The organism is Rhizobium oryzicola (assembly GCF_030504645.1).
Classification (GTDB): domain Bacteria; phylum Pseudomonadota; class Alphaproteobacteria; order Rhizobiales; family Rhizobiaceae; genus Neorhizobium; species Neorhizobium oryzicola.
The window spans coordinates 114,441-134,536 of the sequence record NZ_JAUKWQ010000007.1 but is presented as its reverse complement, the minus strand read 5'-3'; the positions used below and the strand labels follow the sequence as shown (position 1 = coordinate 134,536).

Here is a 20,096-nt window from a genome sequence, read left to right as displayed (position 1 = left end):
GCATGCAACGAGAATTGGGATTGAGACGAATACCCCCTCTGGCTGCCGCCATCTCCCCCACAAGGGGGGAGAAACCAAGGGGCACCATTCCACGCAATCGGTAAGAACAGCGAGCGCCGCGGGTTAAGCCCCTCCCCCTTGTGGGGAGGGGTTGGGGAGGGGAAAAACTCTACTCCGCCCACTGCACCTCGGAGAGCACGTTGGACGGAATGGGCTCGTTTTCCCAAAGCCCCTTCAACTTCTTGTCCCACACACCGAGCTTCGGCATCACGAACAGGAAGAGAGCCGGCACGTCCTGGGCGAGAATGGTCTGCGCCTGGCCGTAAAGCGCCTCCTGCTCCTTCGGGTCAGAGGTGGCTTCAACCTTCTTCAGAATGTCATTGAAGGCCGGGTTCTTGTAGTTGAAGTAGTAGGGGTCGCGTGCGTAGATATCGATGTCCATGGCCTCGGCATGGGCCACGATGGTCATGTCGTAGTTGCCGGCCTTGAACACATCCGCCACCCACTTGGCCGGAAATTCCGTGGTTTCGATGTTCAGCGTCACACCGATATCGGCAAACAGCGCCTGCAACATCTGCGCCGAGCGCTGTGCATAGGCCATCTGCGGCGCCTTGATAGTGAAGGTCAAACCGTTCGGATAACCGGCCTCCGCCAGAAGCTTCTTGGCCTTTTCCGCATCATGCGGGTAGACGCCGGTCAGGTCCTTGAAGCCACGATCGTTGGGTGTGTAATGGCTACCGATCGGCGTACCGAGACCCGACCAGGCGCCATCCACCACAGCCTGGCGATCCACCGCCATCATCAGGGCCTGGCGCACGCGCTTGTCGTCGAAAGGCTTCTTGGCATTGTTCATGCCGGCAACCACCTTCAACTCGGTGTTGCCGATGACGGTCGCCAGACGGTTATCGCCGGCGAAACTCGCCATCAACTCAGGCGCGCCGAATTCCGGGAAGGCATCGACGTCACCCGCCTTCAGGGCAGCAGCCTGCGCCTGGGCGTCCCCAATAAAGCGGAAGGTTGCTGTCTCAAGCTTCGCTGCGCCCGCCTTGTTCCAGTAGTCGGCGTTACGGGCCAGATCGACCTTGGTGCCCTTGGCCCAGCTCACGAACTTGAACGGGCCGGTGCCAACAGGCGTCGTCTTGTTATTCTCGGCGGACTTCGGGGCCACGATGACGGATGACGGCCAGCCCAGCCAGTAGAGCAGGCTGCCGGCCGGCTGTTTCAGCTTCAGCACCAGCGTCGAAGCATCAGGCGTTTCGACTGTGTCGATGGAGGCGAAGTAACGCTTCTGCGGGTTGACCGAATCCGCGCCGCGGGCACGGTCGATCGCAAACTTGGCAACCGACGAGTCGAAGGCTTCGCCATCATGGAACTTCACGCCCTGGCGCAGCTTGAATGTGTAGGTCAGGCCGTCAGGCGAAATTGTCCAGCTTTCGGCCAGCTGGGGCTGCACCTTACCATTCTTGTCGACCGTGGTCAGGCCTTCAAAGATGTTCTGCCAGGTGACCTGACCGATGGCGACCGGTGCGGCAATAGTCGGATCAAGGCCCGTCGGTTCGATGGCCATGCCAATCGTCGCGGTTGCCTTCGCAGCCGCCTCGGCATGTTGCTGCGTGGCAAGCATCAAACCGCCGACAAGTGCCAGGCCTAAGGCAGCACGGCGCGTCAGAGCCGTCGAGACGGCAAGCATCGAGTGTCCCATCATCAGTCGTCCCCTTGGGTCGGTCACGGCGGATGATGTGTGCCGCGACCCGGATTATGAGAAAATGATGTCATTTCATGACTGCACACACAATGGCGAATTTTGTGTGCTCTGTGTAGCCGAAATCGCTACACGGAGTTTTTCTTGCGGCGAGTCTTCGCAGCCTCTGCGCCCTGCATGAAGGCCTCGATAAAATCGACAAGCCTGGCAGCTGCAAAAGATAATTGGCGATCTGGTGCGACGCAGAGTTCGATCGCTGTGTGCACGCCCTTGCCCCCGGCGATAGGCACCGCAGCCAGCAGGCCCAGTTCCACCTCCCGCTGAACCGTGAGAGCAGGCAGAAAGGTGACGGCTGCCTCGCGCAGCACCAGTTCCTTGAGCATTTCCAGCGAGCCGGTCACGAAGACCGGATCAAGCTCCAGCTTTTCCCGCGCGAACTGTTCCTCGAAGGCCTGGCGTGCGCCAAAATTCTTGTCTGGCAGGGCAAGCGGCAGATCGGCGATCTCCTTCACCGAAATTTCCTTCAAGGCTGCCGCCGAATGCGAGGCGGCAACAATGAGATCATAGGTGATTTCAGAACGCAGACGCACCTTCACGCCCGGCATCTTGGGCGCGAACAGCGTGACCACAAGATCGGCCTCGGCATTGGCGAGCGCATCAATCGCCTGCCGTGCACTGGTGATCGCCACTTCGAACCGCAGCTTCGGATATTTCAGGCTGAACTGGGCCAGCACCGGCGCAAGCAGGTTTGCGACCGTTGCGCCGTTGGCATAGATCACCACCTTGCCGCGTTTCAGCCCTTCAAGATCATCAATCAGCTGCTGCACATGCTCCAGCTCGCGCAGCGTCTTGCCGGCACGGGCTGCCAACAGCTCACCCGCTGCCGTCAGCTTGATGCCGCGATTGCTGCGCTCCACCAGCGGAGCGCCGAAATAATGCTCGAGGTTTTCGATCTGGCGGCTGATCGCAGTCGGCGCGACGTTCAAATTCTCCGCCGCCGCGCGCATCGAATTGGTGCGCACGAGCTCATCGAAATACATCAGGGCACGAAGCTGCATCGGGTTTCCATTGCATCGAACAAGGAACAAAGCGTCAGCCGCGTCGGAACCCTTCGCTGGCCACCAGCAATTGCCGAGTATAATCGGCGGAAAACTCCCGCTTTTCCAGAGCATCGGCCGCAAAGGTTTCCACCACCTCACCCTTGCGCATGACAGCCAGCCGGTCGCACATATGGCTGATGACGCCGAGATCGTGGCTAACCATCACGAAGGTGAGACCACGCTCCCGCCGCGCCTGCTCCAGAAGGTTCAGGATTTCCGCCTGGATCGAAGCATCGAGCGCCGAGGTCGGCTCATCGAGCAACAGGATCTTCGGCTCCAGGATGAGCGCGCGGGCAATGGCGATGCGCTGGCGCTGTCCGCCCGACAACTGGTGTGAATAGCGGAAACGGAAGCCGGAACCCAGCCCCACCTCGTCCAGCGCGCGGGCGATGCGGACATCGACATCGGTAAAGCCGTGGATGGCGAGCGGCTCCAGCAGCAGGCGGTCGACCGTCTGGCGCGGGTGCAGCGAACCATAGGGGTCCTGGAAGACCATTTGGACGGTGCGGTAGAAGTCCCGATCACGCTTGGCGCCGGAATAGCTGCGCCCGGCCACTGTCAGGCGCCCGCTTTCGAAGACATTCAATCCGGCCACCGCGCGCAGAAGGGTCGACTTGCCGGAACCGGATTCGCCTACGATGCCGAAGGATTCGCCTTCCCGCACATCGAGGCTGACATGGTTCAGCGCCACGAACTCGTCAAAGGTCACGACCATGTCGGAAACAGAAAGTGCCGTCGCCGTCATTGTGCCCACTCCGCCTTGCGCTCCAGCACGGGAAGCGGATGCCTGTCCGAACCGATCCGCGGCAGGCAGTTGAGAAGCCCCTGCGTATAGGGATGCTTGGCAGAGGCCAGATCCGCGGACGGCAGTTCCTCCACGATGCGACCCGCATACATGACGATCACGCGGTCGCAGAAGGAAGAGACGAGCCGCAGGTCGTGGCTGACGAAGATCAGCCCCATGCCGCGTTCGGCCACGAGCTTGTCGAGAATGCCGAGCACATCGAGCTGCACCGTCACGTCCAGCGCCGATGTCGGCTCATCCGCAATCAGCAGTTCCGGGCCGCAGACCAGCATCATGGCAATCATCACGCGCTGGCCCATGCCGCCGGAAACTTCATGCGGATAGAGGTCAAAGACGCGTTCGGGGTCGCGGATCTGCACGGCTTCGAGCATATCGAGCGCCCGCTGGCGCCCCTGCTTCCAGCTAACCTTTTCGTGGGTCTGCAACGTCTCGATGATCTGTCGCCCGATCGTCATCACGGGGTTCAGCGAATATTTCGGATCCTGCAGGATCATGGCGATGCGCTTGCCGCGCAGATCTCGCCGCTGCCTGGGAGACGCGTGCAAGAGATCAATGCCGTCGAAGTTCAAGGTCTTGGCCGTGATCTTCGCGTGGCCGGGGGTGAGCCCCATGATCGCCCTGCCCGTCTGCGATTTGCCGGAACCGGACTCGCCAACGATACCCAGCCGCTCGCGGCCGAGCGTAAAGGACACGCCGCGCACGGCATTGATTTCGCCGGTACGGGTGGGGAAGGAAACCTTGAGATCATCCACCGTCAGAAGCGTACTCATTGGCCTGCCTCCTTCGGATCGAGTGCGTCGCGTAGCCCATCACCCAGCAGGTTGAAGCCGAGGCTGACGATCAGGATCGCAATGCCGGGCATGGCAGCCACCCACCACTGGTCGAGAATGAAGCGGCGGCCAGATGCAATCATTGCACCCCATTCCGGCAGCGGCGGCTGCGCACCAAGGCCGAGGAAGCCAAGACCTGCAGCGGTCAGGATGATGCCGGCCATATCAAGCGTCACACGCACGATCAGTGATGACATGCAGAGCGGCATGACGTGGCGCAGCACGATGCGGAAGGGCGACGCACCCATCAGCTTCACGGCCGAGATGAATTCCGAATTGCGGAAGGTCAGTGTCTCCGCGCGGGCAATACGGGCATAGGGCGGCCAGGAGGTGACGGCAATTGCCAGAATGGCGTTTTCAATGCCGGGACCAAGCGCCGCCACCAGTGCCAGCGCCAGCACGAGCTTCGGAAAGGCGAGGAAGATATCCGTAATGCGCATCAGCACCGCATCCACCCAGCCACCGGCATAGCCTGCAACAGTGCCGACCACGAGGCCAATCGGTGCAGCGATGATCGCGACGAGCACCACCACCAGCAGCGTCAGCCGCGAGCCATGGATCAGGCGGGAGAGGATATCGCGGCCCTGGTCATCGGTGCCCAGCAGGAAGCCCTCCGTTCCCGGCGGCAGCAGCCGGGCGCGCATGAGGTCGCCGACGACGGGGTTATGCGGTGACAGCACATCCGCCAATGCGGCAATGACGATAAGCGCAATGATGATGAACAGGCCAAGCAGCGCCAGCCGGTTTTCCGAAAAACGCCGCCAGATCACGTAGGCACGGCCCATGCGCGCCTGCTGGCGCGAGGTCGGGCGGTCGGAGAGCAGCCAGGCGCGGCTGTAGGGTTTCAATGTTTCAGTGCTCATCGGCTGCGCGTCCTGGGATCGAGCGTCCGGTAGAGAAGATCGGACAACAGGTTGATGGTCACGAACACGGCGCCGATGACCAGCGTGCCACCAAGCACGGCGTTGATGTCGGCGTTCTGCAGCGAATTGGTGATGTAGAGGCCGATGCCCGGCCAGGAGAAGATGGTTTCCGTCAGCACGGAGCCTTCGAGCAGGCCCGCATAGGAAAGGGCAATCACCGTCACCAGCGGCACGGCGGCATTGCGCAGCGCGTGGAACCAGATGATGCGGGCCTCGGAAAGACCTTTGGCACGCGCCGCCACCACATATTCCTGCGCCAGCTCGTTGAGCATGAACGAGCGCGTCATGCGGCTGATATAGGCAAGCGAGAAATAGCCGAGCAGCGAGGCCGGAAGGATGATGTGGCGGAACAGGTCCCAGAGGATTTCCCACTCGCCCTGCATGATGGCATCGAGCAGGAAAAGGCCGGTCGTGGAGGTGAAGGTGTATTCATAGGCAATGTCGATGCGGCCGGGATAGGCGACCCAATGCAGCCGCGCATAGAAAAACAGCAGCGACAGCAGTGCCAGCCAGAAAACGGGCACGGAGTAACCGATCAGGCCGATCACGCGCACGATCTGGTCTGCCAGACTACCGCGACGCACCGCGGCAAGCACACCGAGTGGAACTCCGAAAAACGCGCCGATCAGCGTACCGACACTGGCAAGTTCCAGCGTCGCCGGAAACACTCGCTTGATGTCCTCCATGACCGGATTGGTGGTGAGGACGGACACGCCGAAATCACCCGTCAGCACCTGGCGCAGATAAATGAAAAACTGCTTCCAGAGCGGAAGGTTCAGGCCCAGTTCCTCGCGAACCCGCTCCACCACATGCGCAGGCGCACGATCGCCCACGATGGCAAGCGCGGGATCGATCGGGATGACGCGGCCAATGAAAAAGGTCACGGCCAGAAGGCCGAGGAAAGTGGTCAGGGTGGTGACCGCGAAACGCAGCACCGCCCCAAACCGGCGGGAGTTCCGACGCGACCTTCGTCGCGTCGCTCCGCTTGTGTCGGGAAGCGTCAAGGAACTGGTCCTTAGTCCTTCGAGACCGTGTAGACGAAGTTGGTGTCGAAGCTCGGGCCAAGCTTGAAGCCCTTCAGCTTGGACGAATAGCCCGCCACTTCAACCTGCTGGAAGATCACAACGAAGGGGCTCTTGGCCAGAACCTGCTTCTGCAGATCCTGGTAGATGGCGGCGCGCTTGGCGCTGTCCTTCTCCAGGAGCGCTGCCTGCGTCTGCTTCGTCAGCTCCGGCACATCCCAAGCATTGCGCCAAGCCAGCGTCTTGTTCTTGCCCGCATCAGAATTGTCCGGGTTCGAAGTGAAGGTTTCGGCGTTCGAGTTCGGGTCGAAATAGTCCGAACCCCACTGGCCGATATAGATGTCGTGCTGGCGGGCGCGATACTTCGTCAGCGTCTGCTTGCCATCGCCCGGAATAATTTCCAGCTTGATGCCGGCCTGAGCCAGCGTCTGCTGCACGGCTTCGGCAATGCCGGTCACCGGCTGCGTGTTGCGCACATCCATGGTCACCTTGAAGCCGTCCTTCAGGCCAGCCTTGGCAAGCAGTTCCTTGGCCTTGGCGACATCCAGCTTGTAGGGGTTGTCGGAAAGCGCGCCGAGCTGTCCCTCGGGCAGGAAGCTCTGGTGGATCTTGCCGATGCCGTTGATCAACGTCGCGCCGATCGCATCGTAATCCACCAGATATTTGAAGGCTTCGACAACTTCCGGCTTTGCCAGGTTCGGGTTCTTCTGGTTGAGGCTGAAGTAATAGAGTGTGCCCTTCGGCGCAGAGGTCTGGGCCAGGTTCGACTTGGAAGCGATTGCCTTCAGGTCGTTCGGCTCCAGGTTACGCGCGACATCGATATCACCGTTTTCCAGGGCCAGACGCTGCGACGCACTTTCCTTCATGTTGCGGTAGATGACGCGCTTCAGCTTCGGCTTTTCGCCGAAATAATTGGGGTTGGCTTCCAGAACGACCGCTTCATTCGCCTTCCAGGTCACCGCCTTGTACGGGCCGGAACCGGCATAGCCGGTCTTCAGGAAGTCATTACCGAAATCTGTGTCGTACTTGTATTCAGCCGTTGGCGTCACCGGCTTGGCCTTTGCCATGACGACCTTCTTGTCGACGACGGAAGCAACGGTCGCCGTCAACACGTTCAGCACGAAGGTCGGGGCATAGGGCTTGTCGACCGTCAGCGCGAAAGTTGCGTCATCAACCGCCTTGGCCTTGTCGGTGACGTTGTCGCCCTTCAGGCCGAACTGGGTCAGCAGGAAGGCCGGCGACTTGTCGAGCTTGACGGCACGCTCGAAGGAAAAGGCAACGTCAGCTGCCGTGATCGGGTTGCCGGACGCAAACTTGAGGCCCGGCTTCAGCTTGAACGTATAGGTCAGGCCGTCATCGGAGACCGTCCAGCTGGCTGCCAGTTCGCCCACCACCTTCGACGTATCACTCGGATCGAGCGCCACCAGCTTGCTGTAGGTGTTGGCGGTGACTTCCGCGGTCGACAGCTCGAAAGCCTCACCCGGATCGAGCGTGATGATGTCGTCGATGGCAAAGCCTTCAACCAGCGTGTCGGCCGGCGTTGCAGCAAAGGCCTGCGGTGCGGCCAGCGCCAGCAGAGAAAGTGCCGCGCTGGCGGACAGAATGCGGGCGTACTTTTGGACAGAATGGATCATCGGAGGTTCCCCTTCATGCTTGTTTTTGGATTGGTTTTGCCGAACATCTACATCTCAAGGCCAGGTGGCGTCGAATATCCTCAACCAGTTGTTGCGGCAGATCTTAATTAGGTCTTCATCACCGTATCCGGCTCGTTTCAGGGCTGCAACCAGTTTCTGATTGCCTGCCGCATCCCTGATATCTTGGGGCACGGTGGCGCCATCGAAGTCAGAACCGAGACCGACGCAATCGATCCCCATACGGTCCACGAGGTAATCGATATGGCGCACCATCAGGTCGAGCGAGGTTGCCGCATCATCGCGGGCATCCGGCCGCAGCATGGTCACCGCATAGTTCAGGCCGACAATGCCGTTGCGCTCGGCAATCGCATCCAGCTGCTTGTCAGTCAGGTTGCGGGCAACCTGCGTCAGATTGTGAACGTTGGAGTGGCTGGCGACCAGCGGCTTGGTCGAGGCCTTGGCAACATCCCAGAAGCCTTTTTCCGTAATATGCGCAAGATCGATCACGATGCCGAGCTGATCACAGGCCTTTACCAGATCAAAGCCAGCTTCCGTCAGGCCGGGCGCCGTATCCGGCGACATGGGATAAGCGAAGGGCACGCCGTGGCCGAAAATGTTGTGGCGGCTCCAGACGGGACCCAACGAACGAAGACCCGCAGCATGGAACACGTAAAGCGCCGAGAGATCCCGGTCGATCGGCTCGCAGCCTTCGAGGTGCATCACTGCCGCAAAGATGCCATCCGCCATAGCAGCACGAATTTCGGGCACCGTGCGGCAGATGCACCAGGCGCCGGCCCGATCCAGTTCGAGAGCGATCGCGAACTTTTCCAAAGCGATGTCGAGAGACGGCGCGCGCTCCAGCGGAGCTGCCAGCGGCGTCTCATAATGGCCATTGGCATCCGGCTCCTTCAGGATCAGGTCGCCGGAGGGGATGTAGATGGCGCACAGCCCGCCAGCCAAGCCGCCGGCCTTGGCACGCGGCCCATCGATATGGCCATCGCTGATGCCCTTTTTGAATTCGGCCACCGGATCGGCTCCGCCGCGCTTGTTTCGCCAAAGGCGCAAAAGCACGTCATTGTGACCGTCGAACACCAATTCCATTGCGATTACCCGCATTTAGCATTTGAAAATAAATCAGCATCGATCCTAGGACGATCTTCAAACAGGCCGCAAGGGCGAAAATGACGCGTCACGCCTGCCATTGCCCATCGCCCGATTTCTCAAGCATCGGCGTGTGGAAAACCCCATGGACGAGGGTCTGCCAATCGATACCAGCCGCCTCAAACCCCGCCTGCCAGCGGTTTGACTGCAACATGGCCGCGCCGATTCCGACCGGCTGGACATCGACCGCCTTCAAAAGCGCAAGGCCGGAAAGAATGGACGTGCCGCTGGAGATGACGTCATCGATGAGCAGGACGCGCTTGCCTTGAATGAGCGGCAACATGCGCGGATCGATGTAGAGGCGCTTGGCTTGCTCCGGTGTGGTGATGGAGGAGAGCGGCACGGATAGCGCATCCTCGTACCAGAACTTGCGCGATGTCCCGAGCGGCACATAGCGCGCATGCCCAAGCTTCTGCGCCACCGCCGCTGCCAAAGTGAGCCCCAGCGTCGGCAGGCCCACGATAACATCCGCACCCAGACGCTCGAGCTTGGCCGCGAGCCTTTCGGCTAACGCGTCCAATACCGCGAAGCTCGCCTGATTGATGATCAGCGAGGCGAGCGCGTGCTGCCCGTCGGAGAGGGGGCGGATCGGGAGCCGCAACTGTCGCCGGTCATCCAGCTCCGCCGGATAAAAACCGGAGAACGGACCGCTCCGATCAAAACTACCCGGAGCATGCAGCTCCTGCCAGAATTCGTGCGGCAGCATACTCGTCTCCTGCTATGCGTAATAGGGTTCGTCGCGCCAGCGCCCGACCTCTTCCAGAAGCCAGGCGCGGAACAACGCCACGGGGCGGAATTCCATCTTGGTGATGGGCGCCACGGCGTAATAGGAACTGGGGCTGCGCACCTGCAGCGACAGCGCCTGCACAAGTTCGCCAGACCGCAGCTCTGCCTCGATCAGGAAGAGAGGCATCAAGGCAACGCCCAAGCCCGCACCGCAGGCCTGCGCCACGTTGGCGAACTGCTCGAACCGCATGCCCTCACCCGGCGCCCCTGTCACGCCCTGACTTTCGAAGAACTGCGCCCAGGCGCCCGGGCGCGAGGCCATATGCAGCAAGGGCAGAGCCAGGAGATCGGCAGGTGCGGATATAGGATTGGCGGCCAGAAAAGATGGACAGGCAACGGGAGCAACCATTTCGTCCATCAGGAAGGTGCATTCGGCCCCCGGCCAATCAGGCTGGCCGATATGAATGGCGAAATCGATCCCGTCGCGCTCGAAGTCGAAGATGCCGATGCGCGTGGCAAAATTGAGCGTAATCTCCGGGTGCTTGGCCACGAAGCGCGGAATGCGCGGCAAGAGCCAGCGTGTTCCGAAGGTCGGCAACATGGCAAGGTTCAGCGTATCGCCATGCCGTTTGGTCATGACCTGCAGGGACGCGGCGCGGATCTGGGAAAGTGCAGCACCAATCGCTTTCGCATAGGCGCGTCCCGGTTCCGTGAGGCTGACACCCTTGCTGGAGCGCTCAAACAGAAGGATGCCCAATTGCTCTTCCAGCCCGGAAATCTGGCGGCTAATCGCCCCTTGCGTCAGCGAAAGCTCGTCTGCCGCCCCGGAGAAACTACCCAGCCGCGCAACCGATTCGAAGGCGGCAAGCGCACTGGTGGACGGAAGCAGGCGACGGCTTAAATTGTGCATACGCCATTCCTATAGATCATAGCCGCGTGAGTAAACGACGCTGGACGAGCAACCCACAATGTTCGATAGCTGCTTCAAGCTTCAAATGGAGGTGTCAGGTGAGCGCCAAGACCGTATTCGCATGGGAAGATCCCTTTCTGCTGGACGACCAGTTGACTGAAGACGAACGTATGATCCGCGAAACGGCGGCAGCGTTTGCCAAGGACGAACTGCTTCCCCGCGTTCAGGAGGCTTATCTCAACGAGAGTTCCGAGCCTGAACTCTTCCGCCTGATGGGCCAGACCGGCCTGCTCGGCGTGACACTGCCGGAAGAGTATGGCGCGGCCAATGCCTCTTACGTGGCTTATGGCCTTGTCGCCCGCGAAGTGGAGCGCATCGACTCAGGGTATCGCTCGATGATGAGCGTGCAGTCCTCGCTGGTGATCTACCCCATCTTCGCCTACGGCTCGGATGAGCAGAAGAAGAAGTATCTGCCGGGTCTTGTCTCGGGCGAACTGATCGGCTGCTTCGGCCTGACCGAGCCGGATGCCGGTTCCGATCCGGGCGGCATGAAGACGCGTGCCGAGAAGATTGAAGGCGGCTATCGTCTGCGCGGCTCCAAGATGTGGATCTCCAACGCGCCAATCGCCGATGTTTTCGTGGTCTGGGCGAAGTCCGAAGCGCACAACAACGAGATCCGTGGCTTCGTGCTGGAAAAGGGCATGAAGGGGCTTTCCACCCCGAAGATCGGCGGCAAGCTTTCACTGCGGGCTTCCATCACCGGCGAAATCGTCATGGATGGCGTCGAAGTCTCCGAGGATGCAATTCTGCCCAACGTGTCCGGCCTCAAGGGTCCTTTCGGCTGCCTCAACCGCGCCCGCTACGGCATTTCCTGGGGTGTGCTGGGTGCTGCGGAAGACTGCTGGTTCCGTGCGCGCCAGTACGGCCTTGATCGCAAGCAGTTCGGCAAGCCGCTGGCCGGCACCCAGCTTTTCCAGAAGAAGCTGGCGGACATGCAGACGGAAATCGCGCTCGGCCTGCAGGGCTCGCTTCGCGTTGGCCGGCTGATGGACGAGCACCGGATGGCACCGGAAATGATCTCCATCGTCAAGCGCAACAATTGCGGCAAGGCGCTGGATATCGCACGCCAGGCCCGTGACATGCATGGCGGCAATGGCATCCAGATCGAATACCACGTCATGCGCCATGCGCAGAACCTGGAGACGGTCAACACCTACGAGGGCACGCATGACATCCATGCGCTGATCCTGGGGCGTGCCCAGACCGGCATTCAGGCCTTCTTCTGAACAGAAGCAGGGTCTCTCGATAAAACGAAATTATGACGGTAGGCTCTCCTGCCGTCATTTTTATTTAGTCATACTTATTGATCGGAACGTTGATTGTCGGCCCCAATTATCCTACGTGAGTGCCGTTATATTCCTGCTCGCATCGCAGGCCGAAAAAGCCCGCCCCTTTGCGATTTCCTGACTGAAACGAGGTCCCTATGCATACCTATCCGGACGTAAAGCTGTTCATCGCCGGCGAATGGCGCGACGCCATCGGCGGAAAAACCATTCCCGTGGAAGATCCGGCTACCCAGGAGATCATCGGCAAGATTGCCTATGCGGAAAAAGCTGACCTGGACCTGGCGCTGGAGGCTGCCGACAAGGGCTTCAAGATCTGGAGCGATACCTCTGCCTTCGAACGTTCGAAGATCATGCGCAAGGCCGCCGACCTACTGCGCGAGCGTATCGACTACATCGCCTGGCTGATGACTCGCGAGCAGGGCAAGCCGATCGCCCAGTCGAAGGGCGAAATCAATAATGCGGCCGACACGATAGACTGGTTTGCTGAAGAAGCTCGCCGCACCTATGGCCAAATCATTCCCGCTCGCTTCGGCGGTGTCTCGAACATGGCAATCAAGCTGCCGGTCGGCCCCGTTGCCGCCTTCACGCCGTGGAACTTCCCGATCAACCAGATCGTCCGCAAGCTTTCCGCCGCGGTTTCGGTCGGCTGCTCCATCATCATCAAGGCACCGGAAGAAACGCCAGCATCGCCGGCTGAACTGATCCGCGTCTTCGCCGATGCCGGCATCCCGGCAGGCGTCGTCAATCTGGTTTATGGCGTTCCGGCAGAAATTTCCGAATATCTCATCCCGCATCCTGTCATCCGCAAGATCTCGTTCACCGGCTCGACCCCGGTCGGCAAGCATCTCGCAGCACTCGCCGGCAAGCACATGAAGCGTGCCACGATGGAACTTGGCGGCCACGCGCCGGTCGTGGTGTTCGACGACGCCGACTTGGAAAAGGCCATCGAGGTATCGGCAGCTGCCAAGTTCCGCAATGCCGGCCAGGTGTGCGTTGCACCGACCCGCTTCCTGATCCAGAACGGCGTCGCAGACAAGTTCATCGACGGCATCGTGAAATACGCGGAAAGCATCAAGGTCGGGAACGGCCTTGAAGCCGATGTCACCATGGGTCCGCTTGCCAACGAGCGCCGTATCCCGGCCATGGAAGACATGATCAATGATGCCGTCTCCAAGGGCGCCGTTCTCAAAACCGGCGGCAAGCGCATCGGCAACAAGGGTCACTTCTTCGAGCCGACGGTGCTGACCGACGTTCCCACCTCAGCCAAGATGATGAACGAGGAGCCCTTCGGCCCGATCGCCATCGTCAACCGGTTCTCCACTCTGGATGAGGCGCTGGAAGAATCGAACCGTCTGCCGTTCGGCCTTGCGTCCTATGCCTTCACCTCATCGGTCAAGACCGCCCATGCACTGGGCCAGCGGCTGGAAGCAGGCATGCTGACCATCAACCATAATGGTTTTGCTATCCCGGAAGTGCCATTCGGCGGCATCAAGGATTCCGGCTATGGCACCGAAGGCGGCTCCGAAGCTGTCGAAGCCTATCTGGAAACCCGCTTCGTCAGCCAGATGAGCTAAGCGTTTCGCATAAATTTGATAGTGAGAGGCGTCGGGCAACCGGCGCCTTTTTTGGTTTGATGGAGATCTAACACCCCTCTGGCTGCCGCCATCTCACCCGGCAAGGGCAAGTGTATTGCATTTAAAGGCAGTCCCCTCCCAACCCTCCCCACAAGGGGGAGGGCTTTAACCCAGCCGACCCGCCGAGGCTGATCGAGGCCAGGGCGGTTGCCGCAAAGTGTCTCCCCCCTTATGGGGGAGATGGCGGCAGCCAGAGGGGGACTTAGCGCACACTATCATAGCGCAAACACCTTGGCGCGCCGAAAGGTCACGAAGCCCGTGTCGCCCGCTGCGATCTCCCGTTCGGGATCGACATCCAATTCCAGCGGCTCGCCGGTCACGGCCGTCGCGATCACCCGGCGCTCGCCGGGCCGGTCCAGAACGCGGGAAACGGTTGCGGAAACGCCCGGCCCTTCGGCCGACCAATCCAGATCACGCGGGCGGGCATAGATCTCGGCCGGTCCATCGGACGCGCCACCGGCGGCAATCTCAGCGCCACCGGCACGCGCAATGCCGCCGCTGACTTCACCGGCCAGCCGGTTCGCATCGCCCAGGAATTTCAGCACAAAAGCATCCTTCGGTTCGCGACAAACCTCCTGAGGTGTGCCCTGCTGGACGATTTGACCCTCCTTCAGGATGACGACGCGATCCGCAAGGTCCAGCGCCTCCTCCTGGTCGTGGGTCACGAAGATGGTGGTGATACCGAGTTCCTGATGGATCTCCCTGAGCCAGCGGCGCAGATCATGGCGCACATTCGCATCCAGGGCCCCGAAAGGCTCATCCAGCAAAAGCACCTTGGGATCGACGGCAAGGGCACGCGCGAGCGCCACGCGCTGCCGCTGCCCGCCAGAAATCTGCGCCGGGAATCGATCGCCCAGTCCTTCCAGCCTCACCAGCTTCAGCAACTGGTTGACGCGCTCGGCAATGGCCGCCTTCTCGCGCTTCACCTTGGAAACACTCATGCCGAAGCCGATGTTCTCAGCGACCGTCATATGCGGAAACAGCGCGTAGTGCTGGAACACGAAGCCAACGCCACGATCGCGGACCGGAATATCCGTTGCATCCTGGTCGCCGAAATAGATATGGCCGCCATCGGCATATTCCAGCCCCGCCACCATGCGCAGGATGGTTGTCTTGCCTGAGCCGGACGGCCCGAGCAGTGCGATCAGTTCGCCGCTTTCCACCTCCAGCGAAACCCCATGCACAGCACGGAAGGTGTCGAAGGTCTTGATGACGTTGTCGAGACGGATTTTCATCGGGTTCACGGTCCTGTCGGGGCGGCAGCATCAGAGAGCGTCTTGCGGCGTCCGGCACCGCGGCGCTCCAGCGCCACCTTGGCAATGATGGTGAAGACGGCGAGCAGCGCCAGAATGGAGGCGGAGGCAAAGGCGCCCGCCGCCTGATAATCATGGTAGAGCAGTTCGATGTGCAGCGGCAGCGTATTGGTCTGGCCGCGGATATTGCCGGACACAACAGACACCGCGCCGAACTCGCCCATCACACGCGCATTGCAGAGCACCACGCCATAGAGCAGCGCCCATTTCACGTTCGGAATGGTGACCGAGAAAAAGGTGCGCCAGCCCGAAGCACCGAGAGACGTCGCAGCCTCTTCCAGATCGCGCCCCTGCGCCTGCATCAACGGGATCAGTTCCCGCGCCACGAAGGGAGCGGTCACGAACATCGAGGCCAGGATGATGCCCGGCAGCGCAAACAGGATCTTGATATCATGATCGTCCAGCCACGGGCCGAACAGGCCCTGCAGGCCATAGACGAAGAGATAGGCGACACCGGCAACAATCGGCGAGACGGAAAACGGGATCTCGATCACGACAAGCAGCAGGCGCTTGCCCCGGAAATCGAACTTGGTGATGGCCCAGGCCGCAGCGACGCCGAAGGCCGTATTAACCGGCACGGCGATCAGCGCGGTGATGACAGTCAGCATGATGGCGTGGCGGGTATCTGGATGGCTCAGCGTATCGATATAGACCTTCCAGCCCTGCTTGAAGGCCTCATGACCGATGACCAGCAAAGGCGCCACAATGAGAAGGGCACCGAGGATCAGCACAACGCCGATCAGGCTGCGACGAAAGATCGGACTATCGCCGACGCGGGGTGGTTTGCGGGAGGCTGTGTGTGCCATGCTCAACCCTTCAGCGTGTAGCGCAGTGCGCGTGCCTGCAGCCAGTTGGTTACGGCAAGCATCGCAAACGCCGTCAGCAGCAGCACCGAGGCAATCGCGGCTGCAGCCTGATAATCATATTCCTCCAGCCGGATGAAGATCAAAAGCGCCGTGATCTCGGTCGACATCGGCTGGTTGCCGGCAATGAAGATGATCGCCCCGAATTCTCCGAGCGACCGGGCAAAGGACAGCGACAGGCCCGCCAACAGCGCCGGCGTCAGCAAGGGCAGAATGACCTTGCGAAAGATCGTCCAGTCGGAGCCACCGAGCGATTGCGCCGCCTCTTCCAGCGCCGGATCGAGATCCTCCAGCACGGGTTGCACGGTGCGCACGATGAAGGGAAGGCTGGTGAAGCACATGGCGATCATGATGCCGATGGGCGTATAGGCCACTTTGATGCCAGCCTCGGACAGAAGAGAGCCGAACCAGCCATTGCTGGAAAACAGAGCGGTGAGGGAAATGCCAGCCACCGCCGTCGGCAGTGCGAACGGCAGGTCCACCATGGCGTCGACGATCCGGCGGCCGGGGAAACGATAGCGCGTCAGCACCCATGCCAGTGCAAGGCCGAAGAACAGGTTGAAGACGGTTGCGACAAGCGCCGAGAGCGCGGTCACCCGGTAGCTCGCCAGCGCCCGCGACGACGAGACGATCAGCCAATACTCCGCTGGACCCAGGCTTGCCGCCTTCACCACCAGCGCCGCCAGAGGCAACACCACGATCAGGCCGACATAGAACAGGGTAATTCCAAGCGACAGGCGCAGTCCGGGCAGGATATTGCGTCTCACAATGCCTTCCTGTTTTCATGGATAAACCCGGCGGTCATAAACCACCGGGTCTCAGAGCTCGTCAGATCGGAATTACCGGTTGCCGTAGAGCTTGTCGAGCGTGCCGCCGGAGGCGAAATGCTCCTTCTGGATCTTGTCCCAACCACCAAACACATCGTCTACCTTGACGAGACGGATGGCGGGGAACTCGCCCTTGAACTCCGCTGCAATCTTCTCGTTGTTCACGCGGTGGCCGAACTGTGCCGCAATCCGCTGGCCTTCCTCGCTATAGAGAAAATCCAGATAGGACTTCGCGAGCTGCTCGGTGCCGTGCTTCTTCGTCACCTTGTCCACCACGGCCACCGGGAATTCCGAAAGCAGCGAGACGGACGGAATGACGCTCTGCACCTTGTCGGCACCGTATTGCTTGACGATGCCTCGCGTCTCCGCCTCGAAGGTGATCAGCACGTCACCGGTCTCGCGCTCCACGAAGGTGGTCGTGGCAGCACGGCCTCCCGTATCGAAAACCGGCACGTTATCGAAGATCTTCTTCACGAAGGCCTGCACCTTTTCCTCGTCGCCCTTGAACACCTCGCGGGCGTAAGCGGTGGCGGCCAGATAGGTGTAGCGGGAATTGCCCGACGTCTTCGGATTGGGGAAGACCACCTTCACATCGTCACGAACGAGATCGTTCCAGTCCTTGATGTTCTTCGGATTGCCGGCCCGGACCAGGAAGGACGGGAAGGAGTAGAAGGGCGAAGCGCTGTTCGGAAAATTCTTCTGCCAGTCCTTCGACACGAAGTTCTGCTTCACCAGGAAGTCGATATCCGTCACCTGGTTGAAGGTCACCACATCGGCTTCCAGACCCTCCACGATGGCGCGCGCCTGCTTGGATGTACCGGCATGCGACTGGTCGATGGTGACGCCCGGATGCAGCTTGATGAAGGCTTCGTTCTCTGCCGCAAACAGTTCGCGTGCCACGTCGTAGGAAGCGTTCAGCAGCTTGTTTGGCTGGTCGGCAAGAACGGGCGCGGCAACCAGCGCGGCCAGGGCCGTGCCGAGAATGAGAAGGCGCTTCATGGAAATCCCCCGGTGCAATCAAAAGTGTGCCGCACAATAGAGAACGCGACTGGCATCAACGAGGCATCAAAGGCCCGCATCTCCTTGATCTTAGAGAAATTCTGCCTCAGTTATTGGCTCATTGCGGGAGCATATTCCAAGGTGGCTTTCCTCCCTCCAGGACGGCAGGGCGCCACTTCTGAAGAGAGGATGATTTTTTCACCCGCAACATGATCCAATCCTCTCTGGCTTCGTAGTGGGTTTTGGGAATTTTTTAGTGAACGCAGGAACCTTTCCCTGCGGTTATCGTTTTATCCCTCGCACAGCTGTGCCGTTTGTGACGAGGGTGGAATGAAGATGACGGATGGCCCAAGGGCCGAGCTGGAGGCGATTTCCCGTCACCAGCTACTGATCGACTCAATTACCGATTATGCCATCTACATGATTGATCCGCGCGGCTTCGTGGCCACCTGGAACCCGGGGGCCGCCCGTTTCAAGGGCTACGAAACCTCTGAAATTCTCGGCAAGCACTTTTCCATCTTCTACACGGAAGAGGATCGAGCCGCGGGTGATCCTGAGCGCGGCATGGGGATTGCAGAGCGCGAGGGGCGCTTCGAAAAGGAAGGCTGGCGCGTCCGCAAGGATGGCACACGCTTCTGGGCCAATGTGGTCATTGATGCCATTCGTGGCCAGAGCGGCGAACTGATCGGCTTCGCAAAAGTCACGCGCGACATCACGGAAAAGCGGGAGACGCAGTTGGAACTGGCACGCGCGCGCGAGGAGCTTTTCCAAGCGCAGAAGATGGAAGCAATCGGCCAGCTCACCGGCGGCATAGCCCATGATTTCAACAATCTGCTGATGGCGATCATGGGAAGCCTGGAGATTCTCAAGAAGCGCCTGCCCCAGGACCCACAGATCACACCGCTGATCACGAACGCATTGCGCGGGGCTGAACGAGGGGCGGCCCTCACCCAGCGACTGCTTGCCTTTTCCCGACGACAGGATCTGGATGTCAAGCCGATCGATCTGACGGAACTCGTTCAGGGCATGCTCGACCTCGTGCAGCGTTCGCTGACAGCCAAAACGACGATCGAGACCCAATTGGACAGCGACTTGCCACAGGCCATGACCGATTCCAATCATCTGGAAACAGCGTTGCTGAACCTTGTCGTTAACGCCCGCGACGCCATGCCTGACGGAGGCCGGATCATCATCGGAGCCCGCCGGCAACACTTGAATGAACCGCAGGGGCGCCTGCGCGCAGGGCCTTATGTGGATATTTTCGTCAAGGATACCGGTGAAGGTATGGACGAGGCTACGATGGTCCGCGCCACAACCCCCTTCTTCACCACGAAAGGTATTGGCAAGGGCACGGGGCTCGGGCTGTCCATGGTCCAAGGCCTAACGGAGCAATCGGGTGGAGAGCTATTCCTGCAGAGCGAACCGGGCAAGGGCACAACCGTGACCCTTCGCCTGCCCGCCGTCGAACCTTCTGCGGCACCGGAGGCAGCGATCGCGGGTGCCGCCGTTTCAGAACGCCAACCCGCACGCAGCAGCCGCTCGCTGACCATTCTCGCCGTCGATGACGATGCGCTGGTGCTGATGAACACCTCGCTGATGCTGGAAGATCTCGGCCACACCGTCATCGAAGCCTATAATGGTGACGAGGCATTGGCTGTCATTCGCAGCAACCGCGCCATCGATCTCGTGATTACCGATCACTCCATGCCGAAGATGACGGGATCGGAGCTGGCCGGGCGCATTGCCGCCGCAAGGCCAGGGCTTCCTGTCCTGCTGGCTACCGGCTATGCGGAACTACCGGTCGGAGGCGACAATCGTCTTCCGCGCTTGCCGAAACCCTTCAGCCAGCAACAGCTGGAAGATGCGATCGCGACCTCGATACGCCGCATCTGAACAAAACCGCCCTCCTCTACGTTCTCCACATGATGCCGTTTCGGCTCAGGAGATGGAGGAAGACATGGTTTTCAAGCAGCAGACTTTCCATGAACAGGAACCTACGGTGGAGCTGGAAAATCCACCCCAGGCAGCTCTTGAAACACTGGTGGCGGAAGCCTTGGGTGTTGCAGGTGGCATCGACGCGACAGATGTGAGCGTCACCGTGGCCGGCGCCACCGTCACGCTTCAAGGGACTGTTCTGCGCCCCGGCGAAGTCACCCGCGCCGAAGAGGTGGCACGATCCGTCTACGGGGTTGAACAGGTGCATAACCACATCCGCGCCCAGCAAAATTTCTGAAAGTCGTGACTTACAAAAATGGCCCGGTCCCTTGGAAAGCGACCGGGCCATTCTTTTGCAAGGTGATG

General features: G+C 60.5%; 18 protein-coding genes. 4 read left to right on the top strand and 14 right to left on the bottom strand.

Annotation, left to right across the window (positions count from 1 at the left end; all coding sequences use genetic code 11):
- Positions 1-169: 169 nt before the first annotated feature.
- From Q2T52_RS19505 to Q2T52_RS19460, 10 genes are all read right to left on the bottom strand, one after another.
- A complete protein-coding gene (locus Q2T52_RS19505) occupies positions 170-1,705 on the bottom strand; it encodes an ABC transporter substrate-binding protein (RefSeq protein WP_302078504.1) in 1,536 nt (511 codons plus the stop codon).
- 125 nt (positions 1,706-1,830) lie between these two features.
- Positions 1,831-2,760, bottom strand: coding sequence for a LysR family transcriptional regulator (locus tag Q2T52_RS19500; protein WP_302078503.1), 930 nt, complete (start codon positions 2,758-2,760; stop codon positions 1,831-1,833).
- A gap of 34 nt (positions 2,761-2,794) precedes the next feature.
- Entirely contained in the window at positions 2,795-3,547 is a 753-nt protein-coding gene (locus Q2T52_RS19495) for an ABC transporter ATP-binding protein (protein ID WP_302078502.1), read from the bottom strand.
- Positions 3,544-4,377, bottom strand: a complete 834-nt coding sequence (locus Q2T52_RS19490; protein WP_302078500.1) for an ABC transporter ATP-binding protein — start codon at positions 4,375-4,377, stop codon at positions 3,544-3,546. The genes Q2T52_RS19495 and Q2T52_RS19490 overlap by 4 nt, the downstream gene beginning before the upstream one ends.
- Positions 4,374-5,300, bottom strand: a complete 927-nt coding sequence (locus Q2T52_RS19485) for an ABC transporter permease (protein WP_302078498.1) — start codon at positions 5,298-5,300, stop codon at positions 4,374-4,376. Before Q2T52_RS19485 ends, Q2T52_RS19490 begins: the two co-directional genes overlap by 4 nt.
- On the bottom strand, positions 5,297-6,364 hold the full coding sequence (locus Q2T52_RS19480) for an ABC transporter permease (RefSeq protein WP_302078497.1): 1,068 nt from the start codon (positions 6,362-6,364) through the stop codon (positions 5,297-5,299). The genes Q2T52_RS19485 and Q2T52_RS19480 overlap by 4 nt, the downstream gene beginning before the upstream one ends.
- 11 nt (positions 6,365-6,375) lie before the next feature.
- Positions 6,376-8,016: an ABC transporter substrate-binding protein gene (locus tag Q2T52_RS19475; protein ID WP_302078496.1), complete on the bottom strand. Its 1,641-nt coding sequence runs from the start codon at positions 8,014-8,016 to the stop codon at positions 6,376-6,378.
- Between the two features lie 54 nt (positions 8,017-8,070).
- Positions 8,071-9,117 (bottom strand): dipeptidase, encoded by a 1,047-nt coding sequence (locus tag Q2T52_RS19470; RefSeq protein WP_302078495.1) that lies wholly within the window; start codon positions 9,115-9,117, stop codon positions 8,071-8,073.
- A gap of 88 nt (positions 9,118-9,205) precedes the next feature.
- On the bottom strand, positions 9,206-9,883 hold the full coding sequence (locus Q2T52_RS19465) for a phosphoribosyltransferase (RefSeq protein ID WP_302078494.1): 678 nt from the start codon (positions 9,881-9,883) through the stop codon (positions 9,206-9,208).
- Positions 9,884-9,895: 12 nt separating this feature from the next.
- A complete protein-coding gene (locus Q2T52_RS19460; protein ID WP_302078493.1) occupies positions 9,896-10,813 on the bottom strand; it encodes a LysR family transcriptional regulator in 918 nt (305 codons plus the stop codon).
- Positions 10,814-10,911: 98 nt separating this feature from the next.
- Between Q2T52_RS19460 and Q2T52_RS19455 the strand changes: the two genes are divergently transcribed.
- Positions 10,912-12,099, top strand: coding sequence for an acyl-CoA dehydrogenase (locus Q2T52_RS19455; RefSeq protein ID WP_302078492.1), 1,188 nt, complete (start codon positions 10,912-10,914; stop codon positions 12,097-12,099).
- A gap of 197 nt (positions 12,100-12,296) precedes the next feature.
- Entirely contained in the window at positions 12,297-13,733 is a 1,437-nt protein-coding gene (locus tag Q2T52_RS19450; RefSeq protein ID WP_302078491.1) for an NAD-dependent succinate-semialdehyde dehydrogenase, read from the top strand.
- Positions 13,734-14,008: 275 nt separating this feature from the next.
- Here Q2T52_RS19450 and Q2T52_RS19445 read toward each other — a convergent pair whose 3' ends face one another.
- From Q2T52_RS19445 to cysP, 4 genes are all read right to left on the bottom strand, one after another.
- A complete protein-coding gene (locus Q2T52_RS19445; protein WP_302078490.1) occupies positions 14,009-15,028 on the bottom strand; it encodes a sulfate/molybdate ABC transporter ATP-binding protein in 1,020 nt (339 codons plus the stop codon).
- Positions 15,029-15,033: 5 nt separating this feature from the next.
- Positions 15,034-15,912, bottom strand: a complete 879-nt coding sequence (gene cysW, locus Q2T52_RS19440) for a sulfate ABC transporter permease subunit CysW (RefSeq protein WP_302078489.1) — start codon at positions 15,910-15,912, stop codon at positions 15,034-15,036.
- Between the two features lie 2 nt (positions 15,913-15,914).
- Positions 15,915-16,736: a sulfate ABC transporter permease subunit CysT gene (gene cysT, locus Q2T52_RS19435; RefSeq protein WP_302078488.1), complete on the bottom strand. Its 822-nt coding sequence runs from the start codon at positions 16,734-16,736 to the stop codon at positions 15,915-15,917.
- 72 nt (positions 16,737-16,808) lie between these two features.
- Positions 16,809-17,795 carry a thiosulfate ABC transporter substrate-binding protein CysP gene (cysP, locus tag Q2T52_RS19430; protein ID WP_302078487.1) on the bottom strand — a complete coding sequence of 329 codons (987 nt, stop codon included), beginning with the start codon at positions 17,793-17,795 and terminating at the stop codon, positions 16,809-16,811.
- A gap of 330 nt (positions 17,796-18,125) precedes the next feature.
- Between cysP and Q2T52_RS19425 the strand changes: the two genes are divergently transcribed.
- Both Q2T52_RS19425 and Q2T52_RS19420 read left to right on the top strand, forming a co-directional pair.
- Entirely contained in the window at positions 18,126-19,688 is a 1,563-nt protein-coding gene (locus Q2T52_RS19425; RefSeq protein ID WP_302078486.1) for a PAS domain-containing hybrid sensor histidine kinase/response regulator family protein, read from the top strand.
- A 64-nt stretch (positions 19,689-19,752) separates the two neighbouring features.
- Positions 19,753-20,028: a BON domain-containing protein gene (locus Q2T52_RS19420; protein WP_302078485.1), complete on the top strand. Its 276-nt coding sequence runs from the start codon at positions 19,753-19,755 to the stop codon at positions 20,026-20,028.
- Positions 20,029-20,096 lie beyond the last annotated feature (68 nt).

What these genes read in the sequence shown, in the direction of transcription:
- Q2T52_RS19465 (WP_302078494.1), bottom strand. Translation starts at nt 9,883, where the DNA reads ATGCTGCCGCACGAATTCTGGCAGGAGCTGCATGCTCCGGGTAGTTTT.
- Q2T52_RS19485 (WP_302078498.1), bottom strand. Translation starts at nt 5,300, where the DNA reads ATGAGCACTGAAACATTGAAACCCTACAGCCGCGCCTGGCTGCTCTCC.
- Q2T52_RS19460 (WP_302078493.1), bottom strand. Translation starts at nt 10,813, where the DNA reads ATGCACAATTTAAGCCGTCGCCTGCTTCCGTCCACCAGTGCGCTTGCC.
- Q2T52_RS19445 (WP_302078490.1), bottom strand. Translation starts at nt 15,028, where the DNA reads ATGAAAATCCGTCTCGACAACGTCATCAAGACCTTCGACACCTTCCGT.
- cysW (WP_302078489.1), bottom strand. Translation starts at nt 15,912, where the DNA reads ATGGCACACACAGCCTCCCGCAAACCACCCCGCGTCGGCGATAGTCCG.
- Q2T52_RS19500 (WP_302078503.1), bottom strand. Translation starts at nt 2,760, where the DNA reads ATGCAGCTTCGTGCCCTGATGTATTTCGATGAGCTCGTGCGCACCAAT.
- Q2T52_RS19490 (WP_302078500.1), bottom strand. Translation starts at nt 4,377, where the DNA reads ATGAGTACGCTTCTGACGGTGGATGATCTCAAGGTTTCCTTCCCCACC.
- Q2T52_RS19470 (WP_302078495.1), bottom strand. Translation starts at nt 9,117, where the DNA reads ATGGAATTGGTGTTCGACGGTCACAATGACGTGCTTTTGCGCCTTTGG.
- Q2T52_RS19505 (WP_302078504.1), bottom strand. Translation starts at nt 1,705, where the DNA reads ATGATGGGACACTCGATGCTTGCCGTCTCGACGGCTCTGACGCGCCGT.
- Q2T52_RS19420 (WP_302078485.1), top strand. Translation starts at nt 19,753, where the DNA reads ATGGTTTTCAAGCAGCAGACTTTCCATGAACAGGAACCTACGGTGGAG.
- cysP (WP_302078487.1), bottom strand. Translation starts at nt 17,795, where the DNA reads ATGAAGCGCCTTCTCATTCTCGGCACGGCCCTGGCCGCGCTGGTTGCC.
- Q2T52_RS19495 (WP_302078502.1), bottom strand. Translation starts at nt 3,547, where the DNA reads ATGACGGCGACGGCACTTTCTGTTTCCGACATGGTCGTGACCTTTGAC.
- Q2T52_RS19450 (WP_302078491.1), top strand. Translation starts at nt 12,297, where the DNA reads ATGCATACCTATCCGGACGTAAAGCTGTTCATCGCCGGCGAATGGCGC.
- Q2T52_RS19425 (WP_302078486.1), top strand. Translation starts at nt 18,126, where the DNA reads ATGAAGATGACGGATGGCCCAAGGGCCGAGCTGGAGGCGATTTCCCGT.
- Q2T52_RS19475 (WP_302078496.1), bottom strand. Translation starts at nt 8,016, where the DNA reads ATGATCCATTCTGTCCAAAAGTACGCCCGCATTCTGTCCGCCAGCGCG.